Origin of the sequence: Halomarinibacterium sedimenti, assembly GCF_019312585.1 — a bacterium.
Lineage (GTDB): Bacteria > Bacteroidota > Bacteroidia > Flavobacteriales > Flavobacteriaceae > Halomarinibacterium > Halomarinibacterium sedimenti.
Genome location: NZ_JAHWDP010000006.1, coordinates 81,773 through 100,195 on the forward strand (window position 1 = coordinate 81,773; position 18,423 = coordinate 100,195).

22 protein-coding genes and 1 other RNA gene are annotated in these 18,423 nt (G+C 34.0%); 15 read left to right on the top strand and 8 right to left on the bottom strand.

Translation table 11 applies throughout. From position 1 onward, the window contains the following. Nucleotides 1-23 precede the first annotated feature (23 nt). The 3 genes from KXJ69_RS12465 to KXJ69_RS12475 are packed head-to-tail and all read left to right on the top strand — an operon-like array spanning nucleotide 24 to nucleotide 2,079. Nucleotides 24-302, top strand: coding sequence for a hypothetical protein (locus tag KXJ69_RS12465; protein WP_219053450.1), 279 nt, complete (start codon nucleotides 24-26; stop codon nucleotides 300-302). 18 nt (nucleotides 303-320) lie between these two features. Next, on the top strand, nucleotides 321-1,673 hold the full coding sequence (gene creD / locus KXJ69_RS12470; RefSeq protein WP_219053451.1) for a cell envelope integrity protein CreD: 1,353 nt from the start codon (nucleotides 321-323) through the stop codon (nucleotides 1,671-1,673). Then, nucleotides 1,666-2,079 carry a DUF2809 domain-containing protein gene (locus tag KXJ69_RS12475; RefSeq protein ID WP_219053452.1) on the top strand — a complete coding sequence of 138 codons (414 nt, stop codon included), beginning with the start codon at nucleotides 1,666-1,668 and terminating at the stop codon, nucleotides 2,077-2,079. Before creD ends, KXJ69_RS12475 begins: the two co-directional genes overlap by 8 nt. Before the next feature lie 59 nt (nucleotides 2,080-2,138). On the opposite strand, the gene KXJ69_RS12480 is transcribed toward KXJ69_RS12475, so the two are convergent. Next, nucleotides 2,139-2,558, bottom strand: a complete 420-nt coding sequence (locus KXJ69_RS12480; RefSeq protein ID WP_219053453.1) for a CBS domain-containing protein — start codon at nucleotides 2,556-2,558, stop codon at nucleotides 2,139-2,141. 251 nt (nucleotides 2,559-2,809) lie between these two features. Between KXJ69_RS12480 and KXJ69_RS12485 the strand changes: the two genes are divergently transcribed. After that, nucleotides 2,810-5,047, top strand: a complete 2,238-nt coding sequence (locus KXJ69_RS12485; protein ID WP_219053454.1) for an ATP-binding response regulator — start codon at nucleotides 2,810-2,812, stop codon at nucleotides 5,045-5,047. Nucleotides 5,048-5,639: 592 nt separating this feature from the next. On the opposite strand, the gene KXJ69_RS12490 is transcribed toward KXJ69_RS12485, so the two are convergent. Both KXJ69_RS12490 and KXJ69_RS12495 read right to left on the bottom strand, forming a co-directional pair. Beyond that, a complete protein-coding gene (locus tag KXJ69_RS12490; RefSeq protein WP_219053455.1) occupies nucleotides 5,640-6,230 on the bottom strand; it encodes a hypothetical protein in 591 nt (196 codons plus the stop codon). Nucleotides 6,231-6,380: 150 nt separating this feature from the next. Continuing rightward, complete coding sequence (locus KXJ69_RS12495; protein WP_219053472.1) at nucleotides 6,381-7,583, bottom strand: NAD(P)-dependent oxidoreductase; 1,203 nt, start codon at nucleotides 7,581-7,583, stop codon at nucleotides 6,381-6,383. Between the two features lie 94 nt (nucleotides 7,584-7,677). Between KXJ69_RS12495 and ssrA the strand changes: the two genes are divergently transcribed. Then, nucleotides 7,678-8,077: a transfer-messenger RNA gene (gene ssrA / locus KXJ69_RS12500) on the top strand. Between the two features lie 191 nt (nucleotides 8,078-8,268). Here ssrA and KXJ69_RS12505 read toward each other — a convergent pair. The 4 genes from KXJ69_RS12505 to KXJ69_RS12520 form a co-directional block, all read right to left on the bottom strand. After that, the gene (locus tag KXJ69_RS12505; protein ID WP_219053456.1) at nucleotides 8,269-8,658 is read right to left on the bottom strand and encodes a rhodanese-like domain-containing protein; all 390 of its coding nucleotides are present in this window, start codon (nucleotides 8,656-8,658) and stop codon (nucleotides 8,269-8,271) included. A gap of 12 nt (nucleotides 8,659-8,670) precedes the next feature. Further along, nucleotides 8,671-8,979 (bottom strand): rhodanese-like domain-containing protein, encoded by a 309-nt coding sequence (locus tag KXJ69_RS12510; RefSeq protein ID WP_219053457.1) that lies wholly within the window; start codon nucleotides 8,977-8,979, stop codon nucleotides 8,671-8,673. Between the two features lie 87 nt (nucleotides 8,980-9,066). After that, nucleotides 9,067-9,711, bottom strand: a complete 645-nt coding sequence (locus KXJ69_RS12515; RefSeq protein ID WP_219053458.1) for a thioredoxin family protein — start codon at nucleotides 9,709-9,711, stop codon at nucleotides 9,067-9,069. A gap of 10 nt (nucleotides 9,712-9,721) precedes the next feature. Next, nucleotides 9,722-10,255, bottom strand: a complete 534-nt coding sequence (locus KXJ69_RS12520; RefSeq protein ID WP_219053459.1) for a TlpA family protein disulfide reductase — start codon at nucleotides 10,253-10,255, stop codon at nucleotides 9,722-9,724. A 152-nt stretch (nucleotides 10,256-10,407) separates the two neighbouring features. Here KXJ69_RS12520 and KXJ69_RS12525 point away from each other — a divergent pair, with 152 nt between their 5' ends. From KXJ69_RS12525 to KXJ69_RS12570, 10 genes are all read left to right on the top strand, one after another. Further along, on the top strand, nucleotides 10,408-10,860 hold the full coding sequence (locus KXJ69_RS12525) for a MarR family winged helix-turn-helix transcriptional regulator (RefSeq protein WP_219053460.1): 453 nt from the start codon (nucleotides 10,408-10,410) through the stop codon (nucleotides 10,858-10,860). 26 nt (nucleotides 10,861-10,886) lie between these two features. Then, nucleotides 10,887-11,453, top strand: a complete 567-nt coding sequence (locus tag KXJ69_RS12530) for a YceI family protein (protein WP_219053461.1) — start codon at nucleotides 10,887-10,889, stop codon at nucleotides 11,451-11,453. A gap of 170 nt (nucleotides 11,454-11,623) precedes the next feature. Next, the gene (locus KXJ69_RS12535; RefSeq protein WP_219053462.1) at nucleotides 11,624-13,024 is read left to right on the top strand and encodes an anthranilate synthase component I family protein; all 1,401 of its coding nucleotides are present in this window, start codon (nucleotides 11,624-11,626) and stop codon (nucleotides 13,022-13,024) included. 2 nt (nucleotides 13,025-13,026) lie between these two features. After that, nucleotides 13,027-13,593: an anthranilate synthase component II gene (locus tag KXJ69_RS12540; protein ID WP_219053463.1), complete on the top strand. Its 567-nt coding sequence runs from the start codon at nucleotides 13,027-13,029 to the stop codon at nucleotides 13,591-13,593. 1 nt (nucleotide 13,594) lies between these two features. Then, complete coding sequence (trpD, locus tag KXJ69_RS12545; protein ID WP_219053464.1) at nucleotides 13,595-14,596, top strand: anthranilate phosphoribosyltransferase; 1,002 nt, start codon at nucleotides 13,595-13,597, stop codon at nucleotides 14,594-14,596. Beyond that, on the top strand, nucleotides 14,583-15,365 hold the full coding sequence (gene trpC, locus KXJ69_RS12550; protein ID WP_219053465.1) for an indole-3-glycerol phosphate synthase TrpC: 783 nt from the start codon (nucleotides 14,583-14,585) through the stop codon (nucleotides 15,363-15,365). The genes trpD and trpC overlap by 14 nt, the downstream gene beginning before the upstream one ends. Before the next feature lie 23 nt (nucleotides 15,366-15,388). After that, nucleotides 15,389-15,976, top strand: a complete 588-nt coding sequence (locus tag KXJ69_RS12555; RefSeq protein ID WP_219053466.1) for a phosphoribosylanthranilate isomerase — start codon at nucleotides 15,389-15,391, stop codon at nucleotides 15,974-15,976. After that, nucleotides 15,966-17,147, top strand: a complete 1,182-nt coding sequence (trpB, locus tag KXJ69_RS12560) for a tryptophan synthase subunit beta (RefSeq protein ID WP_219053467.1) — start codon at nucleotides 15,966-15,968, stop codon at nucleotides 17,145-17,147. The genes KXJ69_RS12555 and trpB overlap by 11 nt, the downstream gene beginning before the upstream one ends. An 88-nt stretch (nucleotides 17,148-17,235) precedes the next feature. Continuing rightward, nucleotides 17,236-18,003 (top strand): tryptophan synthase subunit alpha, encoded by a 768-nt coding sequence (gene trpA / locus KXJ69_RS12565; RefSeq protein ID WP_219053468.1) that lies wholly within the window; start codon nucleotides 17,236-17,238, stop codon nucleotides 18,001-18,003. A 56-nt stretch (nucleotides 18,004-18,059) separates the two neighbouring features. Further along, nucleotides 18,060-18,179, top strand: coding sequence for a 30S ribosomal protein THX (locus tag KXJ69_RS12570; RefSeq protein WP_219053469.1), 120 nt, complete (start codon nucleotides 18,060-18,062; stop codon nucleotides 18,177-18,179). Nucleotides 18,180-18,251: 72 nt separating this feature from the next. On the opposite strand, the gene KXJ69_RS13805 is transcribed toward KXJ69_RS12570, so the two are convergent. Next, nucleotides 18,252-18,422: a T9SS type A sorting domain-containing protein gene (locus tag KXJ69_RS13805; RefSeq protein WP_219053473.1), complete on the bottom strand. Its 171-nt coding sequence runs from the start codon at nucleotides 18,420-18,422 to the stop codon at nucleotides 18,252-18,254. Between the last annotated feature and the right edge of the window lies 1 nt (nucleotide 18,423).

Here is an 18,423-nt window from a genome sequence, read left to right on the forward strand (position 1 = left end):
TTCAAAGTACTTTAAAATCTAGTATGACTTTAAAAACTGCGCAAAAAACTGCAATTACTTTTTACACAATAGGAACTTTATTCTTTTTACTTCTCCTTGTGGCAGGCAAAATAATTCCTATTATTTTTTTAACTGCCTTGTATTTATTAATCGCTGTTATCTATAATCTCATTGTGTTATTAATCCTCATTATTCAACTTATCAAACACAATGAGTTGGAAACCTTTTTTTCAATCTTAATCATTCTATTAAATATTCCTATAGCCATTGGCTATGGCTACATACTTATTCATTTTTCATAAACTCTAAAAAATATCAATATGGAACCTAAAAAACAGAAGTTTACAAGTTGGCTAAAAACATCCATTACGGCTAGAATGATTGTCGTTGGATTTTTATTATTCGTATTACTTATTCCCTTGGAATTTGTAAAGACATTAATTACAGAAAGAGCGTATAGACAACAAGAAGTCATTCAAGAAATCAATGGAAAATGGGGTAATGAAGTGTTACTTTCTGGACCCATATTAAAAATCCCTTATAAAACATATAGAGAGGAAAAGGTGTACATTCCAGAAACCAAAGTTTTTGAAATAAAAACTGAAGAAATCATCAATAACGCCTACCTTTTTCCAGACGATCTAAATATTGTTTCTAAAGTCACCACAAAAGAAGAACCTCTTAAAAGAAGTATTTATGAGTCGGTTGTGTTTACTTCCGAAATAGCAGTCGACGGTAGTTTTCCAAGTATTGATTTCTCCAGCAAAGACATTCCACATAAGGATATTATTTGGGATAAAATTTCAGTATTGATAAAAACATCCAACCTGAAGGGAATACGAAACACTATTGAAGTAAACCTAGCAGGAGAAACCCTAGCAATGACGCCAAAATATTCTCAGGCGTATTTAAACACAATTGAAACACAATCTGTTTCCAATTTCCCAAAAGAAAGTACTGAAATGATTCCTTTTTCTTTTACAATGAAAGTAAATGGAAGCGAAAGTTTAAAGTTTATCCCAATTGGAAAAGAAACCGACGTAAGCATGACCTCCAATTGGCACTCCCCCAGTTTTGATGGTAACTTTTTACCAGATGATGGATCCCGAGAAATAACCAAAGATGGCTTTAAATCTACCTGGAAAGTATTGCAAATAAACAGACAGTTTCAGCAAGAGTTTTTTAATGAATTACCCGATTTAACCGAGTTTGCTTTTGGTTCAAAATTAATTATCCCAATAGATGAGTATCAAAAAAGTGAAAGAACTGCTAAATACGGGTTTATGGTTATTGGACTTACGCTTTTGGTTTTCCTTTTAATTCAGCTGGTGAGTAAAATATACATCCATCCTTTTCAATATATCATGATTGGATTGGCATTAGTGATGTTTTACACCTTGCTTATTTCCATTTCGGAGCACAGTTCTTTTTTTAAAGCATATGTTATTGCTTCTGCTTCGGTTTTAGGCTTAATTACCTTATACTCAAGAGCTATTTTAAAAGGATTTAAATTTCCTTTATTGATTTGTGGATCTTTGGCTTCTTTATATGGATTTATTTACGTAATCATTCAGCTTGAAAAATATGCATTGTTAGTGGGTAGCATAGGATTATTTATAATACTAGCTATTATCATGTTTGCTTCCCGAAAAATTGATTGGGGCAATGAATAAAGTAGGAAAAGAGTCTTCCTTTACAACTAAAAGGAAGGCTCTACTTTTAGAAAAAACAAATAGATATTTCTGGATTTTTTTGCTCCTATTAACCATAGAAGTAGTCATAGCATTATTTCAGTTTCACAAATTTATACGTGGATTTGTGGGAGATGTTTTGGTAATCCCCTTACTCTATTATTTTGGCAGATGGATAACACGATTCTCAGCAAATAAACTGCTGTTGGCTGTTCTATTGCTTGCTATAAGTGTAGAAATAATTCAATGGTTTAACCTTTTTCCTTTGTTAGGAATCGAATCCAAATTATTTTATATCTTGATAGGTAATACTTTTGACCCTTTAGACTTAGGGGCCCATTGTATTGGGTTCTTGACGGTTTTATTCTTAAACAAACTCGACGTTTAGCCTAGTAAAAGTTCCTGTTGATGCTTATCACACAACAGGAACTTTAAAATTAAACCTGGTTAGTATTGGTCTAATAAATATGTAATTAAATCTGTGGTGGTCACAATGCCTACCAGCTTGCTATTATCCACGACGGGAATGGCATGAAACTCTTTTTCCGCAAGTATTTCGGCGGTTTCTTTTATAGTTGTATGGGAAGAAATACTTATTAAATTCTTTGCCATTACTTGCTCTATAGTAAATAGATTATATACCGAAGTATCAACATAATCGCCATCTGCTGTAACAGAATCTGCAAAACTTATTCGAAGAATATCGGTATAACTTAACATTCCTATAATAGATTCGCCACTTACTACTGGTATATGTCTAATCTTTTTCGATTTAAATAATCGTTCTGCAGTTTCTAAACTATCGGTATTATTAAGTGTAATAACCTCTTTGGTCATAATTGCGGAAACGGGTGTTCTTTGCTTCATTTTATTGTTTTTAAGTTTTCTTAAATCTCTTAAAATGAAACATCAAAAAAAATGACCAAGATCATAGGACATAGATCAAGATTATTGATTTTCATTCTATAAATAGTGAATGAATTTCAATTTTGTAGGTATTTTCTTAACAAAATATTGTATTTCATCGTTATTTTACTCATTTCCACGATTATATGAGCAAAATCAATACCTCTTGTCAATTTTTATATATATTTAACCACCCAAAAAAATGAACCTACTTGAAAAAGAAAGTTTTCATATTAGTAATTGCACTACTGCAAACCATACTCTTCTCTGCCCAGAATTCTGAATTGAAGCTTACAGATAGTATTGCTAATGCTCAAAAAGAGCAGAAAGCCAAGCATCTGGATAGTATGGTGAAGCACATCCGCAAACAATTTTATGGGAATAATCTCGATGTCGCCATAGAATTAGGGGAACCTACGTTAGAATTAGCAAATGAGCTAAACAATCTTAAAGCCATAGTAGCCATTTCTAGTTTAATGGGTAACGCATTTTTAAAAGTTGAGGACACCCTACAAGCTAAGCGTATTTTTACGAATGCAATTGAAAAGGCAGAAAAAGAACATGACTCCACAAGAGTTATAACCACGGCACGAATTGATCTAGGAAACTATTATGCCCTTCGGAGTAAAAGGAAAGAAGCTATAGAAATTTATAAAAAGGCATTACCACTTCCTGAAAAATTAAAAGACACTACGCACCTATATATTATAAACTACAATATTGCAGAGCTATTTTTAGATGATAAAGATGTTATAAATGCTCAATTTTATGTGGAAGAAACAAATAATTATGTTAAAGGACTAAATCCAGATGCCTATCACGCAGGAGCAAAGCTCCTTACAGGAAAACTGTATTTTCTACAAAATAACACCCAAAAAGCAATAGAAGTATTGACTGAAAGTGTAAAACTTTCGGATAAATCAGGATTTCAGGATGGACTAATAGAAGGACATGATTATCTAGCCAAAGCCTACCAAAAGGAAGGGAATTTACTTGAAACCATTAATCACTTGCAACTTTTGGATACTTACAAAAGTGAAAAGTATAAAAGTGATAAAATCGAGGCCATTGAGTATGCCACAGCAAAATATAAAACCAACTTTTATCAACAAGAAATTAAATCGCAGTTGCTTCAGAATGAAATAAACAAGCAAACTGCCAAAAGGGAAACCACTATTTTCTGGATAAAAATAGCTTCGGCAATTCTCTTAATTTCGGCCATATTCTTATTTATTTCTTATAGAAAAAGAAAGCAATTGCTTTTTCACCTTATTGATAAAAACAAGCAATATCTTGAAGAGAAGGAAAAATCTGAAGAGCTTGCAAAAGCAAAAAGTATTTTATTCTCCAATATCACTCACGAGTTAAGGACGCCTATGTATGGTATTATTGGTATTTCCTCTATTCTTATGAGAGATGCCAAACTTAAAAACCATAAAGAGAATTTGGCTTCTCTTAAATTTTCAGCAAATCACCTTTTATCACTTATAAATAATGTGCTTCAATTAACAAGTATTTATAGCACTAAAAAAGAAGAGCTTAAACGAAACAAATTTAGCCTTAGAGAAATAGTTGAAAATGTGGTTAAATCATCAAAATTTATTAATGCCTCACATCCAAATAAATACATTGTAAATATTGATGACCAAATCCCAGAATATCTTATTGGGGATGAAGTGAAGATATCTCAAATACTTATAAATTTAATAGGCAATGCATCAAAATTTACTTTTGACGGTGAAATTACCATTAACTTAACACGAGTAAAAAATCAAAATAACAAGCTTTGTGTTCATTTTAATATAAAAGATACCGGTGTTGGAATTTCAGAAGAAAAACTGGAAATAATCTTTGATGAATTTTTACAGTCAAATAATAATGACCAACATCAAGGCACTGGACTAGGATTACCAATTGTAAAGAAAATCTTAGATATATATGAGTCTGAAATAACAATAAAGAGTACTGTAGGTGAAGGAACTGAAATCGATTTCGAACTTTGTTATGAGGAAACGAAATTAGAAAGTACTCAAAATAAAGACACTCATAAGCATTCAGACTCCTTATTAAAGGGGAAGAATATCTTAGTTGTGGATGATAACAAAATTAATCTTTTAGTAACTAAGAAGACTTTAATGGCCTATGGTGCCAGTGTAAGTATTGCCCCTGGCGGTGCTGAAGGTATTATAATGGCGAATGAGGAAAAATTTGACCTTATACTCATGGATATAAATATGCCAGAGGTAAACGGTTTTGAAGCTACAAAAGCTATTAGGCAAAAGGATACCCATATCCCGATTATTGCACTTACTGCAGTAGAGATGGAAAAGGTAGTTGGGGAAAGTTCTTTTAATTTAATGAATGACTTTATAATTAAACCTTATAAAAATAATATCTTTTTAGATACCATTGCCAAACATATAACTGAAAGACAACTCCTAGAAGTATAATATTATTTAATAGCACTTACCGTACTTTTATTCCATCATAAAAACCAATTTCCCTTGTACTTTATCGAAGGAACTTTACGTTGTAACAATTATTGTTCACCATACCTACTAGATTTTTGGTTTATCAATCATTCTTTTCACTTTAAGTGGTGATTGATTTGTTTTGGATAGTTAGCCTCTTATGGCAACTTAAACTAGCTAAGTACCCTTTATAAAAAACTTGAGTAGCTTAATGCTGATATCATTTACATTCTAATGAAACAGAAAAAAGGTTGTAGGCAATTCGTAAAATAAGACCATTAATCCAACCATATAATTGACGAGTATAGGATTTCTCACAAAGTATTATATTACATAATTATTAAACTTGCTATTAGATGATCCCTTTAAATTCTACCCACTGAAATAAAGTATAGCTATTGTTGAGCATTTCTAAACCTAAAGGATGTTAAACATCTTATCTATTTTTTCCAAACAATAACAATATAGAATCAATAAGACTATAGCTCTAAAAGAATTATTAAGGTGTTTAATACAAACAAAAAAGCACTCCGGTTTTGGAGTGCTTTTTTGTTTTCTATATTGGTTCATTTTATCTATCCATAATAATCCACTTGGATCTTGTGGCATCATACATTAATTTCACCATCTCATATCGTTGGACCACGAGATTACTATTATTTTCAATTCTATTACCAAAGAGTGATAAAAGACTGTTAGGTATAAATGTTAGATCACCTGTTGTTGGGTATAACCAAATGGTTTGACCGTCTTGACCTGCTGCAATACCTGTGACTATAACATCGCCCAGTATACTTCTAATTCTAATTACAGATTTATCTTCATTAGGCTCACCTGGCCAAATAATAAGGTTTAAATCACTTATTATAGGTACACCAATAGGATCAATATCACCAATAGTAAGGATTTTGTCATTGGCTCTTATGGTATTGTTTTCAAGAATAAGATTTTCAGCAACTTCTACTTGAACAATATTTCCGCTGTCATCAATACCAACAATTCTTGTGGCTATGACTTCGTTGGGACCTTTTTCTGCATCACGTAATCGCAGAGTTCCATTAACATCTAAAGTGGCTGTAGGTTCTGTAGTATTTATTCCTACTTGAGCGTTACTTATATATCCAATAAGTAGAGCAATGAAAATGGGGGCTAGATTTTTCATTAGGCTTAATTTTATTTTATAGTACAAAATAACCCTTTAATCTATTAATAATCAAAGGTTCGTAAGCTTTTTCTGAATTTTTTCGATAAAATGTAATAAATATCCTACATGATGCTATTTAAATAGAATATTTTAAGAAAAAAGGATTGATTATCCACCTACATACTCCTGTAAATATGCAAATCGCTCTGTTAATTGACCATTATTTGTGGTAATCTTTGCCCTTTTTAAAATCCCATCCTTATCTCCATTAAAATATGCTGGAATTACGTTTTCTAAAAACATATCCCCAAAACCTTCACTGGCATCTTTGGGTAGCTCACAAGGTAGATTGTCTACAGCCATGACTCCAATACTATTAGGAGCTCCAAAAGGCACTTCGCTTTCCATTTTTGGGTCATACCCGTAAAAAGGTTCGGCTATTGTTGAAGCACGCAGCGTACTGGCGACAGGACCATCAACATCGCAAGAGATATCAGCAACCAAGTTTATATTAAACTCGGGGCTTTTAGCATCTTCTCTTGTAAAAAGATAAGGTGCATTATTGCCGTAAAAATGACCTGTGATAAACATGTCGCTCACTTTGGCATATTTCATAAAATCACTTTCGTAGCCTTCAGGATTTAAGTAAAAAACGTCTTTTTCAAATTCACCACCATCGATTCGCCTGTTGTATTCAGTAACATCAATTAAGCAATAGACGGGTTCATTATATTCCTTAGCAAGATATTCGGCATCAGGCACCTCCCGTATTTTTAAATGATCAAGAATTTCTTTGGCACCACGAGCCACTTTTCCTGTCCCCGAAAGAATGATTTTAATATTAGGCAGGGTAATTTTATCCAACTCGGCTTTTACCGCTTCTAAGTCTGGTAAGGTTTCTACTTTAGGTAAATTGAAGAGATTGTCTCTAAGTCCTAATCCTCTAAATCCATTATACGCTCCTACCAATCCTGCATAATACCCAAACCCAATTAATCGGTGATTGCTGTCATTTACAATGGTCTCATGATCAAAAAGTTCTATTTTCTTTGCTAAAATAGTTTGAAGCAACTTTCTATTGTACGGTTGTTTTTTTATGGTATGACTGAAGAAGAAGTACTTTTTATTGGGAATTAATGCATCCACTGGCACTTCTTTTACACCTAACATCACATTCGCTTCTGAAATATCTTCTTTCACTTCAAATCCAGCTTCTCTATAAGCTTCATCTGGGAAAATTCGAACGTCTGAAGCCTCTACAATAATTCGTGCATCCGGAAACTTTTGTATGACTTCTTGACACTTTTCAGGTGAAAAAACAACGCGCCTATCGGGTGGATTCTTTCTTTCTTTTATAATTGCGAAGGTAATGGGCATTTGGAATACTTTTTGATTTCTATTTTAGGTCTGCAAAGATAGGTTTTTAATGTATCTTTGCCACCCAAAAGTTCATTGAAAATAACAAGGGGCCGACTGGTTTTGACAGCGGGTTTCATTGTACGGTAAGCATGTCGAGCGCTGGGATACAGCTCGTAAATCTCATATTTCATCTTTTTTAAACGGCGAGAATAACTACGCCCTAGCTGCATAATCCGAATTATAGTAGGATAATGCCTCGGCCCGCAAGGCGGGCAAGCAGGAAGTCACTCGAGAGCCTTGGTTTGCGGCAATCGATTTAGTGGCTTCGTAAAAGTAAACCTAGTTTGTGTAGGGCTTTGATACACTTACGAAACCAAATTGAAGCTAAGTCTTGCGCAGGTTGTTTCCAGCCAGTAATAGATCGAAAACCCTAATGGAAAATAAACATGTAGAAAGCTCTACAACGGCACGTTTGGACGGGAGTTCGAATCTCCCCGGCTCCACAACCCTCTAGAAACCATACCAACAGGTATGGTTTTTCATTTTATGAAAAAAACAAACTTGCTTGTGGTTTTGAAATGAAATGAAAGCGCAAACTGAGTCAACAGTTTGGTTTCTTATTTGCAACATAGGAAGTGGGCGAAATTTAATCTCCCAGACTCCACAAAAAAACCCGAGTAATACTCGGGTTTTTTTATTAATTCACCGTCTCTAGCCCTTTGGTTTCCCAATTGTCAATACCACCTTGGAGGTCATATACTTTGGTAAAGCCCATCTCTTTTAAAATGAGTGCAGCTTGCGCACTTCTTCCGCCCTTTTTACAATATACGTATACAGGTTCGTCTTTATCGAGTGTGGCAACCTTCTCTTTAAAATCATCATTCGTTACACAAATGTTTTGGGCGTTTTTTAAGTGGCTTACAGAATATTCATCGCTGGTTCTAACATCCACCAACTGAAGGTCCTTTTCTGAGTTTACAGCATTCACCACTTGTTCTGGGGTAATCATAATAATTTCCCCTTCCTTTTTATTTTGACAGGAAGCTACCAAAGAGGTGATAGCAATAAATAAAAGTATATTTTTCATAATTAAATTGTTTTAAACGGTTTCACCATTCCACTGCATCATTCCACCAATAAGATTGTATGTGTTCTTAAATCCTAATGAATTCATAATCATACATGCTTGAGCACTTCTCCCTCCAGATCGACAATAGATATAATAATTTTTTGACGTATCCAATTGTTTTACTTTTTCCATAAAATTAGCCGCATTCATAATATCAATTTGTTGTGCATTTGGAATCATTCCTTCGGCAACCTCGGCGTTGGTTCTAACATCTAAAACAACAGCGTTAGCATCATTTTCTAATTGATCTCTCCACCGAGATTGGTTAAGTTCTTGCATATTTTTTAATTTTTTATAAAAGTAATAAAAAACCCCAAAACACTTGGATGGTGCTTCGGGGTTTCTACGAAAAATTAATTTACTTAATTAAACCTTTATACTACAGCCTATAGCTTTGGTTTCTTTTACAGTTACTTCTTTCCCTTGAAGCAATTCATTTACAGCATTGGCAAGAAAACGGTCCTTCACGGCGGCTCCATTACGCACATTATCATCAATGGCGCCAATATATTTTACAATATTTTTCCCTTTTTCTTTTTGAAGTAAATACACATGAGGTGTTTTTTTAGCGCCATATTCTGCATATATACTACTAGAGTCATCATAAAGATAAGGGAATGTAAATCCTTTTTCATTTACCTTTTGCTGCATCTTCTCAAAGGTATCGTCTGGTTGCACCTCAGGGTTGTTAGGGTTAATAGCAATTACAGGAAACCCTTTGGACTTAAATTCTTTATCCAACGCTATGATTCGGTCTTCACTAGCAACAGCATAGGGACAAGTATTGCAAGTGAAAATCACAATAAACCCTTTTGCATCTTTGTAATGAGATAAGGACACCATTTTTCCATCTACATTTTTTAAGTTGAAATCGGTTGCCGCGTCACCAATGGTATATCCATCTGAAGCAGGTGCCTCAGAAGTATTTGTAAAACTAAATGACCCAACAACAATAAGTGCTAAAGCAACTACCTCTAGTACAAGCCATTTTTTTAAAATTGAACGTTTCATAATTTTCTTTTTATTGTGTTATTGCTTTTATTTCAGTTTCTAATTCTTCATAGGTGAAAGACTTTTCAAAAAAGACCTTTTTTCCATCCTTTATAATTAGGGTTGCCGGTATAGCTCCACTCCATGCTTCACTCACTTTTGGAATCCAAGTATTGGCATCAGGATCATCTAGTAAAACCACCTCGCTTAGTAGTTGATGTTTTTCAATAAAGGGGACTACCCCTGTTTTTATTTTTTCTGGAAAATCAAGACTTACTAAAACTACTTTAATTCCTTGTTCCTTATAATTTTCATTTAGCTTTTCAAAAGCAGGTAATTCTTTTACACAAGGTTTGCACCAGGTTGCCCAAAAGTTAATGACATAGGTAGACCCATCTTCTTTATTAAAATAAGCATCTTCCAGTGTTTCAAAATTAAAAATTGGAATGGGTAAAAATTTTTCTGTGATGGGTTCTTTAATTACTTCTGAAATGGTAGACTCTGTCTTTTCCTTACAAGACCAAGTAACAAGAATAACAGAAAACAATAACATAATTTTTTTCATAGCCTAAATCTACTGAAAGTATTAATTTCTTGTATACGCTTTAACGTTTGATTAATATTTATCATAAATAGTAAAAGCTAAATTTTTGTTAATTGGCATTTCATTCAAAAAATAATAGTACATTTGTATGTACAAATATTGTATATACAACTATGGATATTGAAAGTGAAATAAAAAATACTAGTCCGTTAAGCTTAAGTACTCGTTCTGTTATTAATTTGATGTATACAGCCAGACAAATTGAAGAAATAGCTGCCGCAAAATTTAAAGAATACGATTTAACGGCACAGCAATACAATGTGATGCGTATCCTAAGGGGGCAAAAAGGGAATCCAGCCAATTTATCCACTATACAAGAACGGATGATAGATAAAAGCAGTAATACAACTCGATTGATTGACAAACTGATTCAAAAGGGATATGCAAAAAGACAAATTTGTAAAAAAAACCGAAGAAAAATAGAAGTATTTATTACTGAAAATGGATTGGAATTATTAAAAAAATTAGACCCACTTACCGAACAAGTGAACAAAAATATTATGGAGAAACTCTCCATCAATGAAAAAGAAAAATTAAACTCATTCTTAGACAAACTAAGAAATTAACAATTAAATTAAAAACAATTAACATTATGAAAAAGACAGTAAAAACAGTATTAATTTTAGCAATTGCTACAACGGCATCAGCTTTCACAAACTCTGTAAAAGAAAGAATTGAAGTAAAAGAAAGTACCATTAATTGGTTAGGTAAAAAAGTAACAGGAAAACACAACGGTATTATTACCCTTAAAGAAGGATATCTAGAAATGGACGGTGATAATATCTTAGGTGGTAAATTTGTTATTGATATGACTTCTATCACTGTATTAGACCTTAAAGGGGATATGAAAGGAAAACTAGAAGGTCATTTAAAATCCGACGACTTCTTCGGAGTAGCAGATTATCCAACAGCTACTTTGGTTGTTAATAACGCTAAGAAAAATGGAAGTATCTATACTGTTAATGGCAACATTACCATTAAAGGAATTACACAACCTATTTCATTCGATTTAAATAAGGATGGAAATACGGCTACAACTACCGTTACAATAGACAGATCAAAATTTAATGTACGTTATGGATCCGGAAGTTTCTTCGATAATTTAGGGGATAAAACTATTTATGACGATTTTCAATTAGACGTCACCCTAAATTTTTAAATTTTTGTATGGCTAGTTTCAAATTCATTTCTATATTTGAAGCAATGAAAATAACAAATCAACATACTTGGTGGTGGAATAATTTACGTAATCAGTCGTGAGCTAGACCACTTTGTATGTACCTAATATAAAAACCTGTCTTTCACGACAGGTTTTTTTTATTTTATAGTATGAAATACGCATTAAAAACATATTCTAAAAAATTACTATCAGATACCCTTACACCCGTGTCGGTATATTTGAGGCTACGGGATAAATTTCCAAATAGTTTACTTTTAGAAAGTAGCGATTATCACGCAAACGATAATAGCTTCAGTTATATTTGTTGCAACCCTATTGCCTCAATAAAAATTGAAAAGGAATCTATTATTCAGCAATTCCCTGATGGCAAAAATGAAGAAATATCAATTTCTGAAGCAACCCATATACCAGAAATTCTTCAACAATTTGCATCTTCCTTTGAATTAGACGCCACTCAAAAATTCAAATTTATCAACAACGGGATTTTTGGATATATGAGTTATGACATGGTTCGCTATTTTGAAAATATTTCTATTGAAAAGAAAAAGGACCAGCTCGACATTCCTGATGTATTTTATGCAGTGTATCAAAATATCATAGCCATCAATCATTTTAATAATGAGGCCTATATTTTTGCACATTGTTATAATACTGAAAATAATATCCCGCAAATTGAACAGCTTTTAAAATCGAAAAACTTTGCAGAATACTCCTTTGTAAGAGCAGGCGAAGTAACTTCAAATTTAAACGATGTAGATTTTAAAACTTTAGTAAAAAAGTGCAAAGAGCATTGTGCACGAGGGGATGTTTTTCAAATTGTTCCAAGCAAACGATTTTCACAACCATTTACTGGAGACGAATTTAATGTTTATAGAACGTTACGAAGCGTAAACCCCTCCCCTTATTTGTTTTATTTCGATTATGGAAATTTTAAAATCTTCGGAAGTTCGCCAGAAGCTCAACTTATTGTAAAAAATGGCAAAGCCGAAATTCATCCTATTGCGGGAACTTTTAAACGAACCGGGAATGATGAAAAAGATGCCCAACTAGCAAAACAACTAGCCGAAGATATTAAGGAAAATAGCGAACATGTCATGTTGGTGGATTTGGCTCGAAACGATTTGAGTCGTCATGGAAACCAAGTAAAAGTGGAAACCTATAAAGAGGTACAATTCTTTTCCCATGTAATTCATTTGGTAAGTAAGGTTACCGCCCAAATAGAAAGTAATGCAAATACCCTTCAAATTGTTGCCGATACCTTTCCCGCTGGGACATTAAGTGGAGCCCCCAAACATAAAGCGATGCAATTATTAGAAAAATACGAGAATGTCAATCGTGATTTTTATGGGGGCGCTATTGGCTTTATGGATTTTGAGGGTAATTTTAATCACGCCATTATCATACGTTCTTTTGTTAGTAAAGATCATACCTTACATTTTCAAGCCGGAGCGGGAATTGTTTCAGAAAGTGATGAAGAAAAGGAATTGCAAGAAGTATATAATAAACTAGGTGCTTTAACGAAAGCTCTGGAACTAGCCGAAACGATATAAAAATGAAAATAGTAGTCATAGATAATTACGACAGTTTTGTGTACAACTTAGTACACTATTTGGAGGAATTCGATTGCGAAGTAACTGTTTTTAGAAACGATGAATTTTCAATGGAAGAAATCGAAAATTTCGACAAGATTTTACTCTCACCTGGTCCAGGAATTCCAGATGAAGCTGGGTTATTAAAAGAAGTAATTAAAGTATACACTGGTAAAAAACCCATCTTTGGTGTGTGTCTTGGGCAACAAGCCATTGGAGAAGTATTTGGAGGAACAATCACCAACCTTAAAAAAGTATTTCACGGGGTAGCAACGAAAGCTACTATTCTAGTAGAAAGCGACCCTCTTTTTAAAGGGCTTGACAATGAAATAGAAATTGGAAGATATCATTCATGGGTGGTTTCCAAAGAAAATTTCCCTGAATCCTTGGAAATTACCTCTGTAGATGAAACGGGACAAATTATGTCGCTGCGCCATAGAGAATTTGATATTTGTGGGGTACAATTTCATCCCGAAAGTGTCCTTACGCCCAATGGGAAACAAATAATAAAAAACTGGTTAGAAAACTAATATGAAGAATATCCTAAACAGGCTTATAAATCACGAACAACTTGCCAAAGAAGAAGCCAGAGAGGTTCTTGTAAATATCTCTCAAGGCACATACAACAGTAGCCAAATTGCTGCTTTTATGACGGTGTACATGATGCGTAGTATTTCATTGGAGGAGTTAGAAGGTTTTCGTGATGCCCTTTTAGAATTGTGTATAAAAGTGCCTATAGAAAATTATAATACGATTGACTTATGTGGCACAGGAGGTGATGGAAAAAACACCTTTAATATTTCAACATTAGCATCCTTTGTAACCGCGGGTGCCGGGGTATTAGTTTCAAAACACGGGAATTATGGTGTCTCTTCTATTAGTGGAAGTAGTAACGTGATGGAAACCCTTGGAGTTAAATTTAGCAGCGATTCAAACTTCCTAAAAAGATGTTTGGACGAAGCAGGAATCTGTGTAATGCACGCACCGCTCTTTCACCCTGCTATGAAAAATGTTGGCCCTATTCGCAAAGAATTGGGGGTGAAAACATTCTTCAATATGCTAGGCCCTATGGTGAATCCAGCTTTTCCCAAAAATCAATTAGTGGGAGTTTTCAGTTTAGAATTAGCACGTATGTATGGGTATTTATACCAAAAAGGAACTAAAAACTTTACTGTGCTTCATGCTATGGATGGCTATGACGAAATTTCATTAACCAGCCCTGTAAAAATGATTTCAAGAAATTCTGAAAAAATATTGAATGCCTCCAATTTTGGCCTCACTGAAATTTCACAACAGGAAATCTACGGAGGGGATACTATAGAGGCATCAGCAAAAATTTTTGAAATGATTCTCAATGGGAAAGGCACCGAAGCCCAAAACAATGTGGTTTGTGCTAATGCAGCCATGGCTATAACCACTGTGGAACATAGTTCCATTGAAAGAAGTTTCGAAAAGGCTAAAGATTCATTGCTGTCTGGAAAGGCGCTAAAAAGTTTACAAACACTTCAAAAACTAAGCAATGACCATTCTTGAAAAAATAAATGCCTATAAAAGATTGGAAGTTGCTTCTAAGAAAGAAGTCTTTCCTGTTTCCCTGTTGGAACAATCCTTTTATTTTCAAAAAGAAAAAAATTCCTTAGCGAAGGCAATCAAAAATTCTTCAACAGGAATTATAGCAGAGCACAAACGGAAATCCCCAAGTAAATCGGTTATTAACGATAAAATTCTACTACCCGAAGTAGTAAAAGGATATGAATTGGCAGGTGCTTCAGGTATTTCGGTTTTAACCGATACTCAATTTTTTGGAGGCTCGTTAGACGATTTGTTATTGGTGAGAAAGACCGTTTCATTACCCATCCTAAGGAAGGAATTTATTGTAGAGGAATACCAAATTTTTGAAGCCAAAGCCTACGGAGCAGATGCTATCTTGTTAATAGCCGCAAGTCTTTCAAAACAGGAAATTCGAGATTTTTCAATTTTAGCAAAACAATTACAACTCGATGTTTTAGTTGAAATACACAATGAAGCAGAGCTTGAAAAATCGGTTCATGCCACAGTTGATATCATAGGTGTGAACAATCGGAATCTAAAAACGTTTGAAGTCTCTATTGAAAATAGTATTCGACTTTCTGAAAAAATTCCTTCCGAATTTGTAAAAATTTCTGAAAGTGGAATCAATTCTGTTGAAAATGTAAAAGAATTGAAAAAATACGGGTTCGAAGGATTTCTCATTGGAGAACATTTTATGAAAACTGAAAATCCAGGAAAAGCTTTAAAAGATTTTATTACAACATTATCGTGAAGCCAAAATTAAAAATATGCGGAATGAAACACAATGTTGCCGAAGTCGCAACATTGCTCCCTGATTATTTGGGTTTTATTTTTTACGATAAAAGCCCTAGAAACTTTGAAGGGGAAATTCCTAAGATTCCTTCCGATATTAAAAAGGTAGGTGTTTTTGTAAATGAAAAAGTAGTTAGAGTTATTGAAAAGGCAGCCACTCATAAACTAAATATCATTCAGCTACATGGAGAAGAATCTCCCGAATATTGTGGTGAACTTTCAGACCTAACCTCTAATCTTGAAATTTGGAAAGTATTTTCGGTAGGTGAAACATTCAATTATGATTTATTAAAACCTTATGAAAATGTAGTTGACAAATTTTTATTCGACACCAAAGGAAAAAACAAAGGAGGAAATGGAATCACCTTTAATTGGCAAGTCCTTAGACAATACCCTTCAAAAAAACCCTTCATTTTAAGCGGTGGAATTGGTCTAGAAGAAGTTGATAAAATACATACATTAATGGAAAGGGAATTACCATTATATGCCATTGATGTTAATAGCAAATTTGAAATAGGACCAGGATTAAAAAACAGTACAGAATTAAAACAATTTATATATGAACTATAATGTTGATGAAAAAGGATACTACGGGGAATTTGGCGGTGCCTACATTCCTGAAATGTTATACCCAAATGTTGAAGAACTGAGGCAACAATATTTGCAAATAACCGCTGAAGAAAGTTTTCAAAAGGAATTTAGGCAATTGTTAAAAGATTATGTAGGACGCCCAACACCACTTTATTTTGCAAAGAGGCTTTCAGAAAAATACAATACAAAAATATATCTCAAACGTGAAGATTTATGTCATACGGGAGCTCATAAGGTAAATAACACTATTGGTCAAATTCTACTAGCAAAACGGTTAGGAAAAACACGAATCATTGCCGAAACGGGAGCGGGCCAACACGGGGTAGCAACCGCTACAGTTTGTGCGCTTATGGGACTTGAGTGTATTGTTTATATGGGTGAAATCGACATCCAGCGGCAATCACCCAATGTGGCCCGAATGAAAATGCTGGGCGCAAAAGTAATTCCAGCTACAAGCGGAAGCAAAACCCTAAAAGATGCCACTAATGAAGCTATTCGTGATTGGATTAATAACCTCATAGATACATATTATATTATTGGCAGTGTGGTGGGGCCCCATCCCTATCCCGATATGGTGGCTCGATTTCAAAGTGTTATTTCGGAGGAAGTAAAGAAACAATTACTTGAGAAAGAAAAAAGAGAAAATCCAGATTATGTAGTAGCCTGCGTAGGTGGCGGAAGTAATGCTGCGGGAATTTATTATCACTATCTCAATAATCCAAAAGTGGGCATCATTGCTGTAGAAGCAGCTGGAAAAGGAATTGATAGCGGCGAAAGTGCGGCCACTTCGGTATTAGGAAAAATGGGAATCATCCACGGAAGCAAAACACTCTTAATGCAGACTCCAGATGGTCAAATAACAGAACCCTACTCTATTTCGGCTGGGTTAGATTATCCCGGTGTTGGCCCCATGCACGCCCATTTATACACTAGCGGTAGAGGAAAATTTATTTCCATTACAGACGACGATGCCATGAAAGCTGGAATGGAGTTAAGTCAATTAGAAGGAATCATTCCCGCCATAGAAAGTAGTCATGCCTTGGCAATTTTTGAAGAACTAAAATTTAAAAAAGACGATATTATTGTTCTCAATCTTAGTGGTCGTGGCGATAAAGACTTAAACACCTATATCAATTATTTTAAACTTTAACTATTTGGGCGTTTCCACGCAATTGCGTGGTCGGGCTTTCGTTGCTACACGATAGCACACTCAATCCCTAACGCAAAGATTATAGAAAATGAATAGATTACAAAAAACACTTCAACAAGATAAAAAGTTATTATCCATCTATTTCACAGCTGGTTATCCTAACTTAAACAATACTGTTTCCATCATTCAAGAATTGGAAAAAAACGGAGTAGATTTTATAGAAATCGGACTCCCTTTTAGCGATCCCTTAGCAGATGGACCTACCATTCAAACGAGTTCCACACATGCTTTAAAAAATGGGATGAATACAGCCTTACTTTTCGATCAACTCAAAGACATTCGTAAAACGGTGCAAATTCCTTTAATAATCATGGGATATTTTAATCCGATACTTCAGTATGGCGTTGAGGAATTCTGCAAAAAATGTCAAGAAATTGGAATTGATGCTTTAATTCTTCCAGATCTTCCTTTAGAAGAATATAACACACTATATAAAGCAACCTTCGAAAAATATAATCTTTCCAATATATTTTTAATTACACCACAAACTTCTACCAAAAGAATAAAAGAAATAGACAGCAGTAGTTCTGCCTTTATCTATATGGTAAGTAGTGCGAGTACTACGGGAACTCAAAATGATTTTAGTGCAAAGCAAACTGATTATTTTGAACGCATTTCAAAATTAAAATTAAAAAACCCACAGATTGTTGGTTTTGGAATTAGCAATTATGAAACTTTTCTTTCAACAATATCCTATGCAAAAGGTGCCATCATTGGTAGTGCTTTTATAAAGATGATAAGCAAGGAAGGTATTGCCGGAATTTCATCATTTATAAAAAGCATTAGAAATTCCTAAAAACTCATCTTTATATTTTTTAGTAATTTTAGATTTATTAATCTAAATTAAAAAGTATGGGAAAAGGAGATAAGAAAACTAAGAGAGGTAAAATTATAAGAGGAACTTATGGAAAAGTAAGAATCCGCAAAAAGAATAAGCACGAAAACATTAAAGTTCCTAAAAAGAAAAAATAGTATTTACTTTTATAAAAAATAAAACCCCCTCCAGAAATGGAGGGGGTTTTTGTATTTAGGTTAGCAAGATGATTATCTTCTTACTAATCGTTTTACTGTTTGTGCGCTTTCACTTTGGATTTGTACCATGTACACTCCTGAAGCTAAGCTAGAAACATTAAAGGTTCGCTCTGTTGCCATACCACGTAAGTCAACCTGTTGTACCAATCTTCCGTTGGCATCATAGATAACTGCTCTCTCCAAC